This window comes from Ancylobacter mangrovi (genome assembly GCF_024752335.1).
Lineage (GTDB): Bacteria > Pseudomonadota > Alphaproteobacteria > Rhizobiales > Xanthobacteraceae > Ancylobacter > Ancylobacter mangrovi.
On sequence record NZ_JANTHY010000008.1, the window covers coordinates 62,569 to 81,764 of the forward strand.

Consider the following 19,196-nt stretch of genomic DNA (forward strand, 5'->3'; position numbering starts at 1 on the left):
GCCGTGTCGAGTCTAGTAATTGCACCCTTCGCCAGCGTGGCGTTGGCAGCGGATTATCCCGCGTCTTCACGTGCGGCGGTCGAGGTCGATCCGTCCATGGCGCCGGTGGCCGACCGTAAGCCCGAAGGGTACGACCCGGTGGGGGTTCCCGTCGGTTCCTTCATCTTCCTGCCGTCGCTGTATCTGGCGGGCGGCTACGACAGCAACATCACCGCGTCGGGCACGAACGTGAAGGATGACGCTGTGCTCACCGTGCGGCCGGCCTTCGAACTGAAGTCGGACTGGCTGCGCCATTTCCTGTCGTTCGACGGCTACTTCCAGAGCGGAAGCTACGCCAGCTATAGCGATGCCGACTATCAGAACTGGTCGCTGGGCTCGCGCGGGCGTCTCGACGTCACGCAGGACTTCGAGCTGATGGGCTATGCCCGTTACGCGCATCTGAACGAGCTGCCCGGCGACGACGAGACCAATACGGGCCTCACCTCGCCGCTGCCCTATGACCGCACGACCGCCGGCGTCGGCTTCCGCAAGGAGTTCAACCGGCTCTGGACCACGGGTACGTTCGACTTCCGGGATCGCGACTACGACAATTTCCTGGACGGCGCACCCACCGACCAGAGCTACCGCGACGGTCAGACCTACCAGGTGTCCGGGCGTGTCGGCTACGACATCAGCCCGCTCACGAGCTGGTTCGTCGGCGGCAGCTACTACTGGTACGACATGCAGGACGTGAACTACGACGCCGAGGAATACGACGTCGTGACCGGCCTGAAGTTCGAGCCCTCCCGCCTGCTGCGCGGCGAAGCCTATGTCGGCTATCGCGACTGGTCGACGGACAACGGCTACCTGAACGGCGCCTCGGGCGTGACCTACGGCGCGGACCTCAACTGGTTCGTCTCGCCGCTGGCGACGGTGACCTTCACCGCGCTGCAGGAGGTCCTGACCTCGAACTACATCTATGACGGGATCATGGGTTCGGCCGTCACCAGCAACGAAGTCGGCGTGCGCCTCGACTACGAGCTCCGCCGCAACATCGTGCTGTCCGGCTGGTTCAACTACCAGAACCAGGACTATGAAGAGTATCCTCGTAACGACGATACCTACTTCATGGGTGCCGAGCTTCGTTATCTGATCAACCGTTACGCCACGGCGACGCTGAACTACAGCTACACGGACTTCGATACGAACTTCGACAACATCAACGGTGCTGAGGACTACAACCGCAGCGTCGTGACGGCCGGCATCACGCTGACTTACTGACGATCCGCCGTCGTCGATTTTTACCGAGATGTGAACTCCCCGCTGCGGCGGGGAGTTCTATTTTAAGCCGTGTTGCCCCATGCTTGATGCATATGCTTCCGATACGGGAAGCCTCGCGAGCCGGTAGTGGCCAGGTTAGGCATGTTCTTTTCCCGCTCTCGCAAATCGGCGGCGCGGAGCACAGCGTTCCGCATCCCCGAGGGCCAGCGCGTCTACGCCATCGGCGATGTCCATGGCCGGTTCGATCTCCTTCGGCTGCTGCTGGAGCGGATCGAGCAGCACCGTTCCGCCACGGACCCTCAGCGCACTCAGAGCCGGCTCGTCTTCCTCGGCGACTATATCGATCGCGGCACGGAGAGCCGCGAGGTGATCGAGGCCGTGCGCGCCGGGCAGGAAGAGCAGGGCTGGACCTGCCTGACCGGCAACCACGAAGCCATGCTCCTCGCGGCGCTGGACGGCCAGCTCGACTGGGAGGTCTGGCTCGCCAATGGCGGGGTGGAGACGCTGTTTTCCTACGGTCTGAGCGCGCGCGACTTCACGGCGAGCGGGCGGCTGGACGAACTCGGCCCGGCGATCACCGAGGCGATGCCGGCCTCGCATCTCGCCTTCCTGCGCGGCCTTCCCACTCATGTGGAGGTCGGTGACTATTTCTTCTGCCATGCGGGGGTACGCCCCGGCGTGGCACTCGAGCAGCAATCGCCCGAGGACCTGATGTGGATCCGCGACGTGTTCCTCGATTCGCGCTCCGACCACGGCAAGCGCATCGTCCACGGCCACACGCCGCAGATGGAACCGGAAATCCTGCCCAATCGCATCAATGTCGATACCGGCGCCTATCTGACCAACCGCCTGTCATGTGTGATACTTGAAGCCGATCAGGTGCAGGTGATTCACACATGAGCCCCGTGCGGTCCACGCGCGACAGCTCCGGACGTGCCAGGATGCGCGCCGCGGAGCGCGGGCCGCGCCTGTTCCGGCGATCCGACCCGGCGGCAAGCGTCGACGATTTCGTGTTTGCCGGTCTCGTGCTGGTCCTCGCCTGGCTGCCGCTGCCGCTCGGCTCCAACCACCTGATAAGCTGGAGCCTCAACGCCGTCCTGCTGAGTGCGCTGCTCGCGGCGTTCGAGATAGGCAAGCTCGTCACCGGCGGGCGCCGGCCAGTGGCGATCCGGCGCATCGGCTGGGCCGCGGTGCTGCTGGCGGTGCTGATCGGCTGGATCGTGTTCCAGCTCACGCCCTACGCGCCGGCGAGCTGGCAGAACGATTTCTGGGCGCTGGCGCGCAGCCATCTGGATCAGATAGCCGGCATCGGCGTGGTCGAGGGGCGCATTTCGGTGGCGCCGGATGCCGGCATGATCGGGCTGATGCGGCTCGCGACCTGCGCGTCCGCCTTCTATCTCGCGCTCCAGCTCTGCCGCGACCGGCTGCGCGCCGACCTGCTGATGATGAGCTTCATCGTCATTTCCGTCGCCTACGCGCTCTTCGGCATCGTCCTGCTTCTGCTGTTCCCCGACAGCCTGCTGTGGGAGCCGAAGGTCGCCTATGTGGACAGCCTCACCTCGTTCTTCGTCAACCGCAACAACTACGCGACCTATGCCGGGATGGGCGTGATAGCCACGCTCGGCGTGCTGTTCGAGAGCTACCGCCGCGCGGGCTCGGGGCGCGGGGCGCCCTGGGCCCAGCGCATCGCGGCGCTGATCGAGATGACGCCGCGCGTGGGCCTGCCGCTCATGGTCGCGCTGGTGGTGATCGGCATCGCCCTGCTGTGGACCACCTCGCGGGCCGGGGTGACGACGACGCTGATCGGCGCGGTCATGCTGCTGCTGATGATCGGGCTGCTGGCGCGGCGCAAGGCGATCATGCTGGGCCTGATCGGCGCCATCGTCGCCGGCGGCGCGCTGCTGATGTTCGTCTATGGCGGCGCGCTCGCCGAGAGGCTGGCGGATGCCGGCGGTGGCGAGATGCGCCTCAACGTCACCCGCCGGACCTTCGAGGCGGCGCTGGACGTGCCCTGGACCGGCTTCGGCTATGGCAGCTTCGACCGCATGTTCGCCGTCTACCGCGCCGACCTTGCGCTGGAGGCGCATTGGGACAAGGCCCACGACACCTATGTCGAGCTGCTGTTCGACCTGGGCTTCCCCGGAGCGATCCTCTTCTTCGCACTGGCCGGGGGGCTGGTCGGCATGGTCGCGGTCGGCCTCATGCGGCGCGAAAGCCGGCCAATCATCTGCCTCGTGACGCTCGCGATTGCCACGCAGGTGTTCCTGCACGCGATCGTCGACTTCAGCATTCAGATCCAGGCGGTGACGATCACCTTCTGGACCCTGGTGGGGGCCGGGCTCGCGCAGAGCTGGAGCCGGCAGATCGATACGTCGGCTTAGACCGGCAAGGAACGCCGCCCGGCAAGGGTTAGGCGGGGAAAGCCCCGTCGGAGCGGCCGGCGGCAGCGCGCCTCATGACCCGCTGGCCGCCGCTATCCTCAGAACAGCCGCTCGCCCACGCGCACGATGTCGCCGGGATAGACCATCGTGGTCGTGGTCGCCGGATAGGAATATTCCTGGCTCTGGCCGGCGCGGCGGATGAACACGGTCTGGTCGTTGGCACGGTAGGTGAAGCCGCCGGCCACGGCGACCGCGCTCATCAGGTTCATGCCGTTGCGATAGGGGTACTCGCCCGGCTTGCCGACCTCGCCGATGATGTAGAAGGGGCGATACTTCAGCACTTCGACATTGACCCGCGGGTCGCGCATGTAGCCGGAGGCGAGCTTGGTGGTGATCGCCTGCTCGAGCTCGCGCGGCGTCTTGCCGGAAGCCTGCACATTGCCGATCAGCGGGATCGAGATCGTACCGGAGGCATCGATTTCGAACTCGCCGGAAAGTGTCGGTTCGTTGAAGACGGTCAGTCGAATCTGGTCGCCCGTGCCGAGGGTGTATTCAGCCACGGGGTTGGCGGCATTCGCGGCCGGCGGCGGCGCGCTCGGCACGGCGGAACAAGCTGACAGAAAGACAAGAGCGGGGAGCAGCAGCGTGATCTGCCGGAGGATTGAACGGAGTTCGCGAAAATTCAGTTGCACGACAATGTTCCCGATACGCATCTTTCTACCACGACACCTGCAGAATGACGCTCCTGCAGCCCGACCTAACTTATGCTTCATCAAAATCTGCTTGAGAGGCAACAGGAGGAGGGTTCGAACTAATCTTCAGCATGCCATTTTTCATAGCATTGCCGGCGCTGTTCGTCTCTATGAATCCGGGGGCGACTAGCTATAATGTGTTCTATCCGTGCCGTCGCTCGAGTCGGCTGGCAATTCCGCAAGTGACGGCGGCCCCGCCGCTTTCACGTGCCGGCTCGGGGTAGGTTCTTGAAACGAGTTTGAGATGCACGGGCAGATTGCGACCGGACAGAAGGCCGAGGAAGAAGGCCAGGTAGATCTTCATGTTGTCGTCGATTTCCTGGCGCGCCGCTGGCGGCTGATCCTCGCGGTCGCGCTGTCGATCGTGGCGCTGACGATCGTGATCATGATGACGCTGACGCCGCGCTACACCAGCACGGCGCAGATCCTGCTCGATCCCAATTCGCGCCAGAACCTGGGCGGCGAGCTCTCGGGCCTCGACGGCGTGCTGGACCCGACCGGTTTCGACAACCAGACCTCGATCATCAGCTCGGTCAACTTTCTGCGCCGCGTGGTCGAGAAGGAGGATCTGGTCCACGATCCCGAATTCGGCGACTCCGCGCAGTCACCCTCCTTCATCGGGGCGGTGTTCGCCTCCATCAAGTCGATCTTCTCCAGCCGTGACGGCGCGTCCGACCAGACGCAGAACGCCGACGGCGTGAACATCCCGCCCGACGTGCGGGCCAGCATCCGCAAGCTCGGCGCCGCTCTTTCCGTGTCGCGGATCACGCGGACCGCGATCCTGCAGGTGTCGGTCACCTCGGTCGATCCGAACCGCGCCGCGCGGCTCGCCAATGCCGTGGCCGACGCGTTCATCGTCGACCAGCTCGAGAACCGGTACGACGCCGCCCGCCGTGCCTCGACCTGGCTGACGGACCGCCTGCAGTCGCTGCGCGACTCGCTGCGGAAATCCGAAGAGGCCGTCACCCAGTTCCGTAACGACAACAAGCTGTTCGATGTCGGCGGCGAGACGACGCTGAATCAGCAGCAGCTCTCCGAGGTGAACGCCGAGCTGGTGAAGATCCAGACCGAGGCCGCCGCCAAGCGCGCGAAATACGAGCAGGCGGAGCAGATCATCAAGTCGGGCGGCAATGTCGAGGCGCTGCCCGACGTGATCCATTCGGCGGTGATCGGCGATCTGCGAAGCCGGCTCGCCGAAGTCTCGTCGCGCGAGGCCGACCTGGTGACGCGCTATGGCGCCCGCCACCCGCTGGTGGTGAACGTGCGCGCCGAGCGCCGCGAGATCGAGCGTCAGATCGATGCCGAGGTGCAGCGTATCGTTGCCAACCTCAAGAACGACTATGAGGTGGCGCAGAGCCGCGCCGACGCGATGAAGGCGAACGTCGCCGCGGCGTCGGGCCAGTCCGGCCAGGAATCGACCCTCACCGTGCACCTGCGCGAGCTCGAGCGCGACGCGGCGGCCAACCGCACGCTCTACGAGACGTTCCTGAACCAGGCCAAGCTCACCTCCGAGCAGTCGCAGGTGAATATCCAGGACGCGCGCATCATCACCCCGGCGCTGCCGAGCGGCACGCCGTCCTTCCCGCGGACCTCGATCTTCCTCGCTATGGGCGCGGCGCTGGGTCTCGTCTTCGGGGTCGGCGTCGCCGCCCTGCTGGACATGCTCAATGCCGGCTTCAACAGCCCGCGCCAGGTCGAGGAGCAGACCGGGCTGGCGGTGCTCTCGACCATCGAATGGGTAGACACGAGCGAGGGCAACACCGAAGGCGTGCCGGCGGTCAACTACCTCGTCAACAAACCGCTGTCGCGGTTCAGCGAGTCGATACGGAGCCTGCGCGCGGGCATCCAGATGTCCAATGTCGACGAGCCGCCGCGCATCGTCGAGGTCACTTCGGCGGCGCCGGGTGAGGGCAAGTCCATGCTCGCCATCTCGCTCGCCGTCTCGGCCGCGACCTCGGGCAAGCGCGTGCTGCTGATCGACTGCGACCTGCGCCGCCCCTCGGTGACGCAGCAGTTCGGCCTGACCGACCGGCCGGGGCTGGTCGAGCTGCTGGCGCAGAGCGCGTCGACCGACGGCATTCTGTATCGCGACAAGGCGTCGGGCGTGTATGTGCTCGGCTCGGGCGCCAAGACTCAGAACCCGCCGGACCTTCTCGGCTCGGCACGCATGCAGCACCTCATCGAGCAGCTTCGCGAGACCTTCGACTTCGTGGTGCTCGACGTGCCGCCGATCGGCCCGGTGATCGACGCCTCGGTGCTGGCGCCGCTGGTCGACAAGGTGCTGTTCGTGGTGCGCTGGAACGCGACGGCGCGCGAGTTCGTGCGCCACGCGATCGAGCGCCTGCCGGGTGACCGCAAGGTCTGCGGCATCGCGCTCAACATGGTGGACCTGCGCCGCACCCCGCGTTACGGGCGCTATTCCTACTATTCCTCCGCCTACTACAAGAAGTACTACGTCGGATGAGCGCGCCGGCGCCGTGGGCGGCCCCGCGGCTCGCGAGCACCGCGTGGTCGGTGCTGCTCATCGCCGTCGCCGGCTTCACGATCTTTCACGCGGTCCAGTTCCTGCGCTTCGACCGGCTCGACCGAGCACTCGACCGCGAGACCTCCGGCGCCTACTGGAAGCGCGACTACGTCACTCCGGTAACCTCGCTGCGCGACCGGATCGCACCCTGGCGCGAAACCCCGGGCGTGCGCGAGGTGGCGCGCAAGGACTATCAGGTCGCCAGCCAGCTTCTCGGTGCGCCCGCCGCCACGCTGCTGCTGGACGTGGCGGACAGGTTGCGGATCGACCCGGTGAACGGCTGGGCGTGGCTCGACCTCGCCCGCCAGTCCTATCTGGCGGGTGCGCCGGCCGAGGTCACCGTCGGGGCGCTCGACATGTCGTCCATCGCCGCGCCGCGCGAGTTCGTGCCGCTCGTCGGGCGCGTCAACCTCGACATGGACATGTGGGACGTCGCGACCGAGGAGCAGAAACGGCGCTTCTTCTCCGAGGTCTCGCTGCTGTTCGAGATGTACGAGGCGAATGACCGCTACCCGCTGTGGTGGCGCCATGCGCTGCGGCGCCAGCCGGTGGCGCGCCGGGAGGCGATCCAGCGCGCCTATGGCGCGTTCGATTCGACCTACGAGCCCGAGACCTTCTGACGAAATCCGCCGCGCCCGCGGGACCCGCCCGCCGGGGCCGTCAGTGCGGCGCGCCGAGCAGGTGCAGCGTGTGGCGGGCGATCATCAGCTCTTCATCGGTCGGCACCGCCAGCACCTGCACCGCGCCGCCACTATCGAGCCGGACCTCGTTCGCGGCATTGCGCGCCTCGTCGAGCGCGATGCCGAGGAAGGCGAGGCGGGCACAGATCCGGGCGCGAATCTCCGGCGCGTGCTCGCCGATGCCGGCGGTGAACACCAGCGCGTCGATGCCGCCGAGGGTGACCGCGTGCCGGGCGACGGCCTGGGCGACGTGCAGCGCGAAATAGTCGACCGCGAGCGCCGCTTCGGGCTTCGGGCTCGCCAGCAGCTCGCGCATGTCGCCGCTGATGCCGGACAGGCCCTTCAGGCCGCTGTCGTGATAGAGCATATGGCCGACCTCGGCCGAGCTCATGCCCTTCTGCTCGATGAGGTGGAGCACGACGCCGGCGTCGAGCGCACCGCAGCGCGTGCCCATGGGCAGGCCGTCGAGCGCGGTGAAGCTCATGGTGCAGTCCATGCTGCGCCCCTCGAGCAACGCGCAGGCGGAGGCACCCGAGCCGAGGTGGCCGATGACCACGCGGCCCTTCGCGATGTCCGGCGCCAGCTCCTCCAGCCGCGAGGAGACATATTCGTAGGAAAGCCCGTGAAAGCCGTAGCGCCGCACGCCGTCCTCATAGAGCGCGCGGGGCAGGGCGAAGTGGTCGGCGATCTCGGGGTGGTCGCGGTGGAAGGCAGTGTCGAAGCAGGCGACCTGCGGCAGGTCCGGCCGGCGCTGGCGGATCACGCGGATCGGGTCGAGATTGGTGAGCTGGTGGAGCGGGGCCAGCGGGATGAAGCTCTCCAGCGTGCGGATGACGTCGTCGTCGACCAGGACGGGATGGTTGTAGTGCGGCCCGCCATGCACCACCCGATGGCCGACGCCGATCAGCCGGTGCTCCGCGAGCAGCGGGGCGAGCCAGTCGGCGATGGCGTGCTGCGCGTCGGAGGCGTGGGCGATCTCGCCCGGCTCGAAGCTGCGCTCGACCAATACCCCGCCATCCCCGCCCGTGGCCTTGAGGCGCGGGCGCGTGCCGATGCCGTCGAGCGCGCCGCCGATCATGAGCGTGAGATCGTCGCCCGCGACGCCGAAGAGCTTGAACTTGATGCTCGACGAGCCCGCATTGACGACGAAAAGCGTATCGGTCACCGCTAACCTCCAAGCTTGGGTTCGCGCAGCCGGGCCTGCGCGTAGAGCACCGCGACCGCGCAGGAGGCGAGGCGGGTCTTGAGCGTGTCGGCGCGGCTGGTGAGGATCACCGGCACCCGCGCACCGAGCACGATGCCGGCCGCGTCCGCGCCGGCCATGAAGCTGAGATTCTTGGCCAGCATGTTGCCGGCCTCGAGGTCCGGCACCACCAGTATCTGCGCCCGCCCGGCCACGGGCGAGACGATGCCCTTGATGCGGGCGGCCTCGGGGCTGATGGCGTTGTCGAGCGCGAGCGGGCCGTCGATGTCGCAGCCGGTGATCTGGCCGCGCTCGGCCATCTTGCACAGCGCCGCCGCCTCTATGGTGGAGGGGATGCGCGTGGTGACCGTCTCCACCGCCGAGAGCACGGCGACGCGCGGCCGGCCGAGTCCCAGGCCGACATGCAGGTCGACCGCGTTCTGGACGATGTCGTGCTTGTCGTCGAGGTCGGGAAAGATGTTCACCGCCGCGTCGGTGACGAAGAGCGGCTCGGAATAGGACGGCACGTCCATGATGAAGACGTGGCTGATGCGCCGGCCGGTGCGCAGCCCCGTGTCGTGGGCGGTGATGGCCTCCAGCAGTTCGTCGCTGTGGAGGCTGCCCTTCATCATCAGGACGGTATGGCCCTGCCGAACCAGCTCGACCGCCTTTGCGGCGGAGGCGACGCTGTGCGGCGTGTCCACGATCTCGATGCCGGCGAGGTCCACCCCGGCGGTCTTCGCCGCCGCGGCGATGCGGGCCGAGGGGCCGACCAATACCGGGACGATCAGCCCGGCCTTGGCGGCGTCGACGGCGCCGAGAAGCGAGGATTCATCGCAAGGGTGGGCGACCGCCGTGGTCATCGGCCCGACCTGCGCGGCGCGGGCGATGAGCTCCTTGTAGTGGCCGTGGCGGTGCGTCACGTGCCCGGTGGTGCTGTCCATGCGGCTGGTCTCCGTCTCGCACGCAGCCTAGGCCGGCCGCATCGTCGTTGCGATGACACAGACCCGCTCCGGCACGCCGGCTCCTTGACCTGCCGCAATCATGGACGATTCCGGCCGGCCGGGCAGCCCCGAAGGACGCGAAAACCGGGCGAGGAGGCAGCAGGTCGGGGAGGGGGATCAGCCCTCGTTGGCCGCGCGCATCTGCTTTTCGAGCAGCTTGCGCTCCACCGTCTGGAGATGGGTGCGCATGGCGGTCGCCGCGCCGGCCATGTCGCGGTGCTCGATGGCGTCGACGATCATCTCATGCTCGGTGAAGCTGTGATGGCTCGGCAGCGGGCGCAACGGGGCGGTCCGCAGCCGGCCCCAGGTGACGGCGCGGCGCACCGCGTTCAGCGTGTCGAACAGGCCGACCAGCAGGCTGTTCTGCGTCGCCTCGGCGATGGTGCGGTGCAGGCGCGTGTCCCAGCCCTCATATTGCCGCCAGGTGTCGGCCTGGCGCGAGCGGGCGAGGCACAGCCGCATCTCGGAAATGGCCGCGGGCGTGGCGGTGAAGGCGGCGGCGCGGGCGATCTCCGGCTCGATGACGAGGCGGGCGCGCATGACCTCGGCCGGATTGGAGCGGCGCGCGAGCGCGGCGATGTCGGCGAAGGTGTCGAGCGGACGGCTTCCGACGAAGGTTCCCTTGCCGACATGGCGCCAGAGCTGACCTTCCGACTCCAGCACGTCCAGCGCCTTGCGCAGCTCCGTGCGCGACACGCCGAGCGCCGCCGAAAGCTCGCGCTCGGGCGGCAGCCGGCCATCCTCGGGGAGGTCGGTCTGGGCCAGATAGGCGCGCAATTGGGTCACAATGGTCTTTTCGGGGTGTGCGTCGTTCGGCGTCAGCATCGGTTGAATCGGTTTGACCAAACTCAGTATTGGTCCACTCTATGGAACGCAATCCGGGCAAGGTCAAGCGATCCGTCTTGACCTGCCGCTGCGGCCAATATAAACCAAAAAGAAATTGGTTTCTAACCTCGCGGGGTTAGGGGCGACCGTGGATCAACCGCGGAAAATAACGGGAGAACGGAATGTTCAGGAAGGTCCCCATGAAAATCTCACGCCTTACAGGATCAGCCGCTGCACTCGCATGCGGCGCCATGCTCGCCTTCGCCGCGCCGGCGCAGGCCACCGTGCGGGTCGCCTATGGCGACATCGCGAGTGTCGAGAACCTCCACCTGCTCGCCGCCTTCGAGCTCGCCAAGGAGAAGGGCGTCGACATCCAGATGACCTATCTCAAGTCCGAGGACATCGCGGCCCAGGCCGTGGTCAGCGGGCAGGCGGATATCGGCGTCGGCGGCCCCTACGCCCTCATCCAGAAGGTGAAGGTGCCGGTGCGCATGTTCCTGCAGCTCTCGACGCTGCAGTTCTACCCGATCGTCAATTCCGAGTTCTACAAGACCTGGAAGGATCTCGACGGGCAGGAAGTCGCGGTGCATTCGCGCGGCTCGGGCACCGAGGCCATCATGAAGCTGATGGCCAAGCGCAACGACATCGAATATTCGAAGATCAGCTACATCCCGGGTTCCGAGGTGCGCACCGGCGCGCTGCTCCAGGGCAACGTCAAGGCCAGCATCGTCGACTCCAACGGCCGCAACCTCCTGCAGGAGAAGGCGCCGGGCAAGTTCATCGTGCTGCCGATGGAAGGCGTGCACGCCTCCGACGAGGTGCTGTTCGCTCGCGAGGACTTCCTCAAGAGCCACCAGAAGGAAGTCGACGTCATCGTCGAGTCGATCCTCACCACCTGGCGTGAGGTGAACAAGAACCCGGCGGTCGTCGCCGAGTGGCGCAAGAAGTACAATCTCGTCCCCGATCTGCCGGCCGACCAGGTCGCCGAGATCACGCCCTTCTTCACCGAGCTGGCGAAGAACGGCGCCTTCCCCGCGAACGGCGGCGGCGAGGCGGCGGCGAAGGACGACTTCGACTTCTACACCATCGCCGGCCAGATCCAGGGCAACCCCTCGGAGCTGAAGGTCGAGGACTTCTGGGACCTCGGTCCGCTGAACCGTGCCCTCGCCAAGGTCGGCACGAACTGAGGCGGAGCGGATGGTGGCTCCCGCACATCTGGACGGCTCCTCGCGAGCCGTCCACCCGCCCGAGGCCTCGCCGCTGCGGCAGAGGCTGGCACGGCATCGCGCATCGATCTTCCGCATCGTGTCGATCGGTATTTTCTGCCTGGCCTGGGAGATCGCCGGCCGCATCCCTATCAGCTTCGCCTTCCCGACCTTCCTCGAGACGCTGCGCGCCTTCATCGAGATGCTGCTCGACGGCTCGCTCATCGCCGCCTACGGGCAGACGCTGCAGCCGCTCGTCATCGGCGTGGCCATCTCCGCCATCCTTGGCGTGACGCTCGGCATCGTCATGGGGCTGTCGCGCTTCTCCGAGTGGCTGATCGCCCCGGTATTCGTGGTGCTGCAGGCGGCGCCGATGGCGGCGCTGATCCCGCTCATCACCTTCGTGTACGGCATCGGCCTGCTGTCGAAGACGCTGGCGGTGATCATGCTCGCCCTGCCGGTGATCGCGCTCAACGGCTACAAGGCGGTGCGCAACGCCAATCCCTCGCTGGTGGCCATGTGCTACTCGTTCCAGGGCACCTGGTGGCAGCGCATCACCAAGATCATCATCCCCGATGCCAGCCCGGTCATCTTCGCCGGCCTGCGCCTCGGCCTCGCCGCCGGCTTCATCGGCGTGATCCTCGCCGAGCTGCTGATCACCCCGACCGGCATCGGCGACCTCATCACCTATCACCGCTCGGTGGCGGACTATCCCGAGATGTACGCCGCCGTCGTCTCCATCATCCTGGTGTCGACCCTGACGCTGGCCGCGCTTGAGGCTTTCGAGCTTCGCGTGCTGCGCCCCGAGAAGAGAAGGTCCTGACCATGCGGAATATCACGGCCCAGGCCACCGCGGCCGCCTCCCAGCCTTCCGGCGCCGACGTCGCCGTCGAGGTGCGCGGCGTCTGCAAGATGTATAACGACGTCGAGGCGCTGCGCTCGATCGACCTCGACTTCCCGGTCGGCAAGCTGACGACGCTGCTGGGCCCCTCCGGCTGCGGCAAGACCACGCTGCTCAAGATCATCGCCGGCCTGATCCCCGCCACCTCCGGCGAGATCCGGGTCAACGGCAAGGTCGTCACCGGCCCGGGCCCGGAGCGCGCCTTCGTGTTCCAGGACTTCGCGCTGATGCCGTGGGCGACGGTGATGCGCAACGTCGCCTTCGGCCTCGAGCTGAAGGGCATGGGCAAGGACGAGCGCCAGTCGATCGCCCGCAAGTACATCGCCGAGGTCGGCCTGACCGGCTTCGAGAACAAGTATCCGCACGAGCTCTCCGGCGGCATGCGCCAGCGCGTCGGCCTCGCCCGCGCCTTCGCGGTGAACGCGGACGTGCTGCTGCTCGACGAGCCGTTCTCGGCCGTGGACGAGCAGAACCGCCGCAAGTTCCAGGAAGACCTGCTGCGCCTCGTCGAGCTGGAGAAGAAGACCTTCATCTTCGTCACCCACTCGATCGAGGAGGCGGTCTACTGCTCGGACCGCATCGTCATCCTGTCCCGCCGGCCGGGGCGCATCGCGCAGGTGATCGAGCCGGACATCGACCACAACGAAAGTCCCGATGCCATCCGCCGTGACCAGGGCTATCTCGATACGGTCGAGGAGATCTGGCAGGGCCTCAAGCGCTACGTCGACTGAGGAGGGAGCCATGACACTCTTTGGCTACCGCGTGCCGATGATGGCCTCGCTCATCTTCTGGTGCGTGATCTGGGAAGTGGTGGGACGCTCCGGGGTGATGTTCCTCATCCCGCCGCTGTCCGAGGTGCTGGTGGCGGCGTTCCACCTGGTGCAGACCGGGAGCTGGCAGTCGGCGGCGGTGACGACGCTGAACAGCTTCCTGATCGGCATGTTCTTCGCCATCATCGCCGGCGTCGTGCTCGGCGTGCTGATGGGCCGGTTCAAGGCGGCGGACGAACTGTTCGGCATCTGGGTCAACATCTTCGTCTCGGCGCCGCTCTCGGCGCTGGTGCCGGTGCTGATGATCCTGTTCGGCATGGGCGACACCACGGTGGTGGTCACCGTGTTCCTGTTCGCCGTGTGGATCATCGTGCTGGACACGCGCGCCGGCATTCAGAGCGTGCCCCCCTCGCTCGTCGAGATGGGGAAGAGCTACGGGGCCTCGCCCTTCGAGCTCTACACCAAGATCATCCTGCTCGCGGCGCTGCCGGAGATCCTGGCCGGCATCCGGCTGGGCGTCGTCCGCGGCGTCAAGGGCGTGGTGATCGGCCAGTTGCTGGTCTCGATCATCGGCTACGGCGCGCTGTTCGAGATGTATTCCCGCAACTTCGACATGGACAACTTCTGGGCGCTGACGATCATCCTGTTCATCGTCGCCATGGCGTTGTCCGCCCTTATCGAATCCATTGAAAAACGCGTCGACTATTACGCTGGAGCACGCTGATGAACGCGCCTATCGACACTTCCGCCTATGTGATCACGCCGCCCGGCATTCCGACGCTGCCTGTCGCGGATTCGGACAAGCTGTTCCCGATCCACCGCATCTACTGCGTCGGTCGCAACTATGCCGAGCATGCGATCGAGATGGGCCACGATCCCAACAAGGAGCCGCCCTTCTTCTTCCAGAAGAACCCGGACAACGTCATCACCAACGGCACCTTCCCCTATCCGGACAAGTCCAGCGACGTGCATTTCGAGATGGAGATGCTGGTCGCGCTCGGTAAGGGCGGCGTCAACATCCCGGTCGAAAAGGCCATGGAGCATGTGTGGGGCTACGGTGTCGGTCTCGACATGACCCGCCGCGACCTGCAGGGCGAGGCCAAGAAGCTTGGCCGCCCGTGGGAAGTCGGCAAGTCGTTCGAGGCATCCGCCCCGTGCTCGGCGCTGATCCCGGCCTCGAAGATCGGCCACCCCGACCAGGGCAAGCTGTGGCTGAACGTCAATGGCACGCAGCGCCAGATCGGCGACCTCAACCAGATGATCTGGAAGGTGCCGGAGATGATCTCCTACCTTTCCGGCCTGTTCGAGCTGCAGCCCGGCGACGTCATCATGTCCGGCACGCCTGCCGGCGTCGGCGCGATCCAGCGCGGCGACGTGATGGAAGGCGGCGTAGACGGCGTCGCCACGCTCACCGTCAAGGTCGTCTGAGCCGACCGATTCCCGCCTGCCCACCCGTCGGCCCTCGTGGCCGGCGGGTTTTTTTGTTCCGGCGCGGGCCCCTCTACGCACGCCCTCGCGCGATACCACCGCGCGGGAACCGAATTCCCGTTCAGCGCTTGTTCCGGTGCCGCGACGCAGCATCCGCGGCACGATGGGGAAAGCGAGGTCGGGCATGCGTCGTCGGGAGGTGTTGATCGGGGCCGCGCTGGTGCCGGCGTTGGCGGCGTTGCCGGGCATGCTGATGTCCGGGGGAATCGCGCCCGCCGAGGCGGAGGCCGGCAAGACCGGCAAGGAAAGCCCGTTCGACGCCCAGACCGTGCGCCAGCTTGCCCGCGAGCTCGCCACCCAGCCCTACGCCGCGAGCGACCGCAGCCTGCCGTCCGAGCTCGACAAGCTCAGCTATGACGACTACCGCAACATCCGCTTCAACGCCGACCAGGCGCTGTGGCGGGGCGACGATTCGAAGTTCCAGGTGCAGCTCCTGCATCGCGGCTTCCTGTTCCGCGACAAGGTCGACATCCATCTCGTCGACGGCGGCAAGGCGCAGCTGCTCCCCTACAACCCCAACATGTTCCGCTTCGAGCACGGGCTGAAGGCGCCCGACCCGAAGCTCGACCTCGGCTTTTCGGGCTTCCGGCTGCACAGCCCGATCAACCGGCCGGACTATTTCGACGAGGTCGCGGTGTTCCAGGGCGCGAGCTATTTCCGCGCCATCGGCAAGGGGCAGGGCTACGGCACCTCAGCGCGCGGCCTCTCCATCAAGACCGGCGACTCCGGCGGCGAGGAGTTCCCGATCTTCAAGGCGTTCTGGATCGAGAAGCCGCAGCCGGGCGTCGATTCGGTGGTCGTGCACGCGCTGCTCGACAGCCCGAGCGCGGCGGCGGCGCACCGCTTCACCATCCGCCCCGGCGACTCGACGCTGATCACGGTGGAGATGACGCTCTACCCGCGGGTCGATGTCGACCAGGTCGGGATCGGCTCGCTGACCAGCATGTTCATGTTCGGCCCGAACGACCGCGAGGGCGTCGACGATTTCCGCCCCATGGTGTGCGACGCCAACGGGCTCTCCATCCTCACCGGCACCGGGGAGCGGCTGTGGCGGCCGCTGTCGAACCCCTCGCGGCTGCAGATTTCCTCCTTCGCCAGCACCAATATGCGTGGCTTCGGGCTGATGCAGCGCCAGCGCTCCTTCTTCGACTATCAGGACCTCGAGGCACGCTACGAGAAGCGCCCCAGCGTCTGGGTCGAACCAATCGGCGATTGGGGGGACGGCGCGGTGATCCTGGTCGAGATCCCCACGCCCGAGGAGGTGCACGACAACATCGTCGCCTTCTGGCGTCCGAAGGAACCGCTGCGCAAGGGCCGCGAGTATTACAGCACCTACCGCCTGCACTGGGGCTGGGACGGGCCCGACAAGGCGGATATCGGCCGCTTCGGCGCCACGCGCGTGGGCGGCACGGACGAGCGCCGGCTGTTCGTGCTCGACGTGGTCGGCGACAAGGTGAAGGGCCTCTCACCCGATGGCCTCTCCGCCGCGGTGACGGCCAGCAAGGGCAAGGTGTCGGACATCGTGCTCCGGCCCAATCCCGACATTCAGGGATGGCGGATCTCGTTCAACTTCGAGCCGCAGGGCGCCGACCTTTCCGAGATGCGCGCCGAGTTCCTGCGCGGCGAGGAGAAGCTGGCCGAGACCTGGGTCTATCGATGGACGGCGTAGCGACCATGCGCGCCGAACCCAGCGGCGGGATCGCGGCCCTGCCGCCCTCCATCGCGCCCGCGCTTCCCCCGCCGGCGCCGATCGATATGCCCGAGCAGTCGCTCGCCGAGCGGGTGGAGGCGCTTCATCCGCCGGCGCTGCGCGGTTCTCTGATCGTCCGGCGGCTCTTCGTCATCGGTGGGGCCGCGCTGATGACGGGCTTCGCGGCCTATGAGATGTACGAGGTGCTGGAGGTCGGCGGGCTGACGCTGCTGGAAATGGCGGTGCTCGGCCTGTTCGTGGTGCTGTTCGCCTGGATCGGCTTTTCCTTCACCAATGCGCTCGGCGGGGCGATCGCCATGCTGAGCCATCGCCCGGGTGAACTCGGCATCGACCCGTCCGCGCCGCTGCCCGCGCTGACGCAGCGGACCGCGATCCTGATGCCGACCTATAACGAGGCGCCGGCGCGGGTGTTCGGCGGGCTGCAGGCGACCTATGAATCGATCGCGGCGACCGGTGCGATCGAGGCATTCGACTTCTTCATCCTCAGCGACACCACCGATGCCGATGTGTGGGTCGAGGAGGAGGCCGCGTTCCTCGCGCTGCGCGAGCGCACCGGCGGCGGCGAGCGCCTGTTCTACCGCCGCCGCGCCCGCAACATCGACCGCAAGGCCGGCAATATCGCCGAATGGGTGACCCGTTTCGGCGGCGCCTATGAGTGCATGCTGGTGCTCGACGCCGACAGCGTGATGAGCGGCGACTGCGTGGTGCGCATCGCCGCCGCCATGGAGAGCAACCCCAAGGTCGGGCTGATCCAGACCCTGCCGGTGATCGTGGGCGGGCGCACGCTGTTCGCCCGCATGCAGCAGTTCGCCGGCCGGCTCTACGGGCCGCTGATCGCGCGCGGCCTCGCCTGGTGGCACGGGCCGGAGAGCAATTACTGGGGCCACAACGCCATCATCCGCACCCGCGCCTTCGCCGGATGCGCCGGGCTGCCGCACCTCACCGGGCGCAAGCCGTTCGGCGGGCACATCCTCAGCCACGACTTCGTCGAGGCGGCGCTGATCCGGCGCGGCGGCTGGGCCGTGCACATGGTGCCGTGGCTGGAGGGCTCCTACGAGGAGGGCCCGCCCTCGCTCACCGACCTCGCCGTGCGCGACCGGCGCTGGTGCCAGGGAAACCTCCAGCACGCGGCGGTGCTGCCGGCGCGGGGGCTGCACCTGGTCAGCCGGATGCACATGCTGGTCGGCATCGGCTCTTATGTGACGGCGCCGCTATGGCTCGCCATGCTGCTCGCCGGCCTGCTCACCGCCCTGCAGGCGCGCTTCGTGCCGCCGGACTATTTCCCGTCCGAATTCTCGCTGTTCCCGAGCTGGCCGGCGCAGGACCCGATCCGCGCCGCCTGGGTGTTCATCGGCACCATGGCGGTGCTGCTGGCGCCCAAGCTCATCGGCTACCTGCTGATGCTGCGCCATGGCGAGGTGCGGCGCGGCTTCGGCGGCGGCCTGCGGGCGCTGGCGGGGCTGCTGAGCGAGACGCTGATCGCCGGCCTCGCTGCGCCGGTGATGATGCTGGCGCAGTCGGCGGCGGTGATGGGCATCCTCGCCGGGCAGGACGGCGGCTGGCAGCCGCAGCGCCGTGACGATGGCAGCGTGAGCGTGCCCGAGACGCTGAAGCATTTCACGCCGCACACGCTGTTCGGCGTGCTGCTGGGCGGGGCGGCGCTGGCGATCTCGCTGCCGCTGTTCCTGTGGATGACGCCGGTGGTGCTCGGGCTGGTGCTGGCCGTGCCGCTGGTGGTGTGGACCGGCGGCGTGCGCCGGCTCTTCGCCGGGCTCATGACCATACCGGAGGAGGCGCACCCGCCCGAGGTGCTCACGCGCGCCTGGCAGTTCGCGCAGGAGATCGACAGCCAGCAGGAGAGCGGCGAAGCGGTGGAGCGGCTGGTGCAGGACCCCGAGCTGCTCGCCGCCCACCGCGCGATGCTCGCCGATGGCGGCGAGCGCCAGGCGGGCGACTATGCGCCCGAGCGGCTGGTGGCGCGGGCGAAGGTGGAGGATGCGCGCGATCTGGAGACGGCGCTCGGCCTCCTCGCCCCGCGCGAGAAGGTCGCCGCGCTCGGCGATGCCGCGACTCTGGACGGTCTCCTCGCGCTGGCGCGGCGGTAAGCCTCAGGGCCGGCGGGCGACGAAGTCGATCTCGACCAGCGCGTCGCGCGCGAGGCCGGTGACGCCGATGCAGGTGCGCGCCGGGCGCCGGTCGGCCGGGAAATAGGACGCATAGGCCGCGTTCATCGCCGGGTAGTCGCGCTTGAACTCGGTGAGGTAGATGCGCGCCTGAACGACATGGCTGAGGTCGAGGCCGATGCCGGCGAGCACCAGCACCAGATTGTCCATCACCCGCCGGGTCTGCGCCTCGACGCCCTCGGGCAGGGGGCGGGAATCGTCGTCCGGCCAGGTCGGCATCTGGCCGGTGACGAAGACCCAGCCATCGGCCTCGACGGCGTGGCTGAACGGGGCGACCGGCGTCGGGGCGCCGGGGACCATGAAGAACTGCGGCGCCATCGATCTCTCCA

The 19,196-nt window shown here is 67.4% G+C and carries 17 protein-coding genes; 12 read left to right on the top strand and 5 right to left on the bottom strand.

The features are described 5' to 3' along the window. Positions 1 to 3 precede the first annotated feature (3 nt). The 3 genes from NVS83_RS18955 to NVS83_RS18965 all read left to right on the top strand — a co-directional run bounded on the left by NVS83_RS18955 (position 4) and on the right by NVS83_RS18965 (position 3,641). Positions 4 to 1,260, top strand: a complete 1,257-nt coding sequence (locus NVS83_RS18955) for an outer membrane beta-barrel protein (protein WP_258740707.1) — start codon at positions 4 to 6, stop codon at positions 1,258 to 1,260. 141 nt (positions 1,261 to 1,401) lie between these two features. Then, positions 1,402 to 2,160 carry a metallophosphoesterase family protein gene (locus NVS83_RS18960; protein ID WP_258740708.1) on the top strand — a complete coding sequence of 253 codons (759 nt, stop codon included), beginning with the start codon at positions 1,402 to 1,404 and terminating at the stop codon, positions 2,158 to 2,160. Between the two features lie 41 nt (positions 2,161 to 2,201). Continuing rightward, complete coding sequence (locus tag NVS83_RS18965; RefSeq protein WP_258740709.1) at positions 2,202 to 3,641, top strand: O-antigen ligase family protein; 1,440 nt, start codon at positions 2,202 to 2,204, stop codon at positions 3,639 to 3,641. Between the two features lie 98 nt (positions 3,642 to 3,739). On the opposite strand, the gene NVS83_RS18970 is transcribed toward NVS83_RS18965, so the two are convergent. Then, complete coding sequence (locus tag NVS83_RS18970; RefSeq protein ID WP_258740710.1) at positions 3,740 to 4,354, bottom strand: polysaccharide biosynthesis/export family protein; 615 nt, start codon at positions 4,352 to 4,354, stop codon at positions 3,740 to 3,742. 283 nt (positions 4,355 to 4,637) lie between these two features. On the opposite strand from NVS83_RS18970, the gene NVS83_RS18975 reads away from it, so the two are divergent. Further along, complete coding sequence (locus NVS83_RS18975; protein WP_258740711.1) at positions 4,638 to 6,857, top strand: polysaccharide biosynthesis tyrosine autokinase; 2,220 nt, start codon at positions 4,638 to 4,640, stop codon at positions 6,855 to 6,857. Then, positions 6,854 to 7,537: a hypothetical protein gene (locus NVS83_RS18980; RefSeq protein ID WP_258740712.1), complete on the top strand. Its 684-nt coding sequence runs from the start codon at positions 6,854 to 6,856 to the stop codon at positions 7,535 to 7,537. The genes NVS83_RS18975 and NVS83_RS18980 overlap by 4 nt, the downstream gene beginning before the upstream one ends. Before the next feature lie 40 nt (positions 7,538 to 7,577). Here NVS83_RS18980 and NVS83_RS18985 read toward each other — a convergent pair whose 3' ends face one another. The 3 genes from NVS83_RS18985 to NVS83_RS18995 form a co-directional block, all read right to left on the bottom strand. After that, positions 7,578 to 8,762, bottom strand: coding sequence for an acetate/propionate family kinase (locus NVS83_RS18985; protein WP_258740713.1), 1,185 nt, complete (start codon positions 8,760 to 8,762; stop codon positions 7,578 to 7,580). Between the two features lie 2 nt (positions 8,763 to 8,764). Then, entirely contained in the window at positions 8,765 to 9,724 is a 960-nt protein-coding gene (locus NVS83_RS18990) for a phosphate acetyltransferase (protein WP_258740714.1), read from the bottom strand. Between the two features lie 177 nt (positions 9,725 to 9,901). After that, the gene (locus NVS83_RS18995) at positions 9,902 to 10,609 is read right to left on the bottom strand and encodes a FadR/GntR family transcriptional regulator (protein ID WP_258733243.1); all 708 of its coding nucleotides are present in this window, start codon (positions 10,607 to 10,609) and stop codon (positions 9,902 to 9,904) included. Between the two features lie 251 nt (positions 10,610 to 10,860). Between NVS83_RS18995 and NVS83_RS19000 the strand changes: the two genes are divergently transcribed. The 7 genes from NVS83_RS19000 to mdoH all read left to right on the top strand — a co-directional run bounded on the left by NVS83_RS19000 (position 10,861) and on the right by mdoH (position 18,789). Continuing rightward, positions 10,861 to 11,796, top strand: a complete 936-nt coding sequence (locus NVS83_RS19000) for an ABC transporter substrate-binding protein (RefSeq protein ID WP_374114572.1) — start codon at positions 10,861 to 10,863, stop codon at positions 11,794 to 11,796. A 10-nt stretch (positions 11,797 to 11,806) separates the two neighbouring features. Further along, positions 11,807 to 12,637, top strand: a complete 831-nt coding sequence (locus NVS83_RS19005; protein ID WP_258740715.1) for an ABC transporter permease — start codon at positions 11,807 to 11,809, stop codon at positions 12,635 to 12,637. A 2-nt stretch (positions 12,638 to 12,639) separates the two neighbouring features. Beyond that, entirely contained in the window at positions 12,640 to 13,446 is an 807-nt protein-coding gene (locus tag NVS83_RS19010) for an ABC transporter ATP-binding protein (protein WP_258733240.1), read from the top strand. A gap of 10 nt (positions 13,447 to 13,456) precedes the next feature. Next, on the top strand, positions 13,457 to 14,209 hold the full coding sequence (locus NVS83_RS19015) for an ABC transporter permease (RefSeq protein WP_258740717.1): 753 nt from the start codon (positions 13,457 to 13,459) through the stop codon (positions 14,207 to 14,209). Next, positions 14,209 to 14,913: a fumarylacetoacetate hydrolase family protein gene (locus NVS83_RS19020; RefSeq protein ID WP_258733238.1), complete on the top strand. Its 705-nt coding sequence runs from the start codon at positions 14,209 to 14,211 to the stop codon at positions 14,911 to 14,913. Before NVS83_RS19015 ends, NVS83_RS19020 begins: the two co-directional genes overlap by 1 nt. Before the next feature lie 184 nt (positions 14,914 to 15,097). Further along, a complete protein-coding gene (locus NVS83_RS19025) occupies positions 15,098 to 16,642 on the top strand; it encodes an OpgD/OpgG family glucan biosynthesis protein (RefSeq protein ID WP_258740718.1) in 1,545 nt (514 codons plus the stop codon). Positions 16,643 to 16,647: 5 nt separating this feature from the next. Continuing rightward, positions 16,648 to 18,789, top strand: a complete 2,142-nt coding sequence (mdoH, locus tag NVS83_RS19030) for a glucans biosynthesis glucosyltransferase MdoH (RefSeq protein ID WP_258740719.1) — start codon at positions 16,648 to 16,650, stop codon at positions 18,787 to 18,789. A gap of 3 nt (positions 18,790 to 18,792) precedes the next feature. On the opposite strand, the gene NVS83_RS19035 is transcribed toward mdoH, so the two are convergent. Next, the gene (locus NVS83_RS19035; protein WP_258733235.1) at positions 18,793 to 19,185 is read right to left on the bottom strand and encodes a RidA family protein; all 393 of its coding nucleotides are present in this window, start codon (positions 19,183 to 19,185) and stop codon (positions 18,793 to 18,795) included. Positions 19,186 to 19,196 lie beyond the last annotated feature (11 nt).

Coding starts and splice junctions, on each gene's coding strand:
- NVS83_RS18960 (WP_258740708.1), top strand. CDS start 1,402: ATGTTCTTTTCCCGCTCTCGCAAATCGGCGGCGCGGAGCACAGCGTTC.
- NVS83_RS18965 (WP_258740709.1), top strand. CDS start 2,202: ATGCGCGCCGCGGAGCGCGGGCCGCGCCTGTTCCGGCGATCCGACCCG.
- NVS83_RS18970 (WP_258740710.1), bottom strand. CDS start 4,354: ATGCGTATCGGGAACATTGTCGTGCAACTGAATTTTCGCGAACTCCGT.
- NVS83_RS18975 (WP_258740711.1), top strand. CDS start 4,638: ATGCACGGGCAGATTGCGACCGGACAGAAGGCCGAGGAAGAAGGCCAG.
- NVS83_RS18980 (WP_258740712.1), top strand. CDS start 6,854: ATGAGCGCGCCGGCGCCGTGGGCGGCCCCGCGGCTCGCGAGCACCGCG.
- NVS83_RS18990 (WP_258740714.1), bottom strand. CDS start 9,724: ATGGACAGCACCACCGGGCACGTGACGCACCGCCACGGCCACTACAAG.
- NVS83_RS18995 (WP_258733243.1), bottom strand. CDS start 10,609: ATGCTGACGCCGAACGACGCACACCCCGAAAAGACCATTGTGACCCAA.
- NVS83_RS19000 (WP_374114572.1), top strand. CDS start 10,861: ATGCTCGCCTTCGCCGCGCCGGCGCAGGCCACCGTGCGGGTCGCCTAT.
- NVS83_RS19005 (WP_258740715.1), top strand. CDS start 11,807: ATGGTGGCTCCCGCACATCTGGACGGCTCCTCGCGAGCCGTCCACCCG.
- NVS83_RS19010 (WP_258733240.1), top strand. CDS start 12,640: ATGCGGAATATCACGGCCCAGGCCACCGCGGCCGCCTCCCAGCCTTCC.
- NVS83_RS19015 (WP_258740717.1), top strand. CDS start 13,457: ATGACACTCTTTGGCTACCGCGTGCCGATGATGGCCTCGCTCATCTTC.
- NVS83_RS19020 (WP_258733238.1), top strand. CDS start 14,209: ATGAACGCGCCTATCGACACTTCCGCCTATGTGATCACGCCGCCCGGC.
- NVS83_RS19025 (WP_258740718.1), top strand. CDS start 15,098: ATGCGTCGTCGGGAGGTGTTGATCGGGGCCGCGCTGGTGCCGGCGTTG.
- mdoH (WP_258740719.1), top strand. CDS start 16,648: ATGCGCGCCGAACCCAGCGGCGGGATCGCGGCCCTGCCGCCCTCCATC.
- NVS83_RS19035 (WP_258733235.1), bottom strand. CDS start 19,185: ATGGCGCCGCAGTTCTTCATGGTCCCCGGCGCCCCGACGCCGGTCGCC.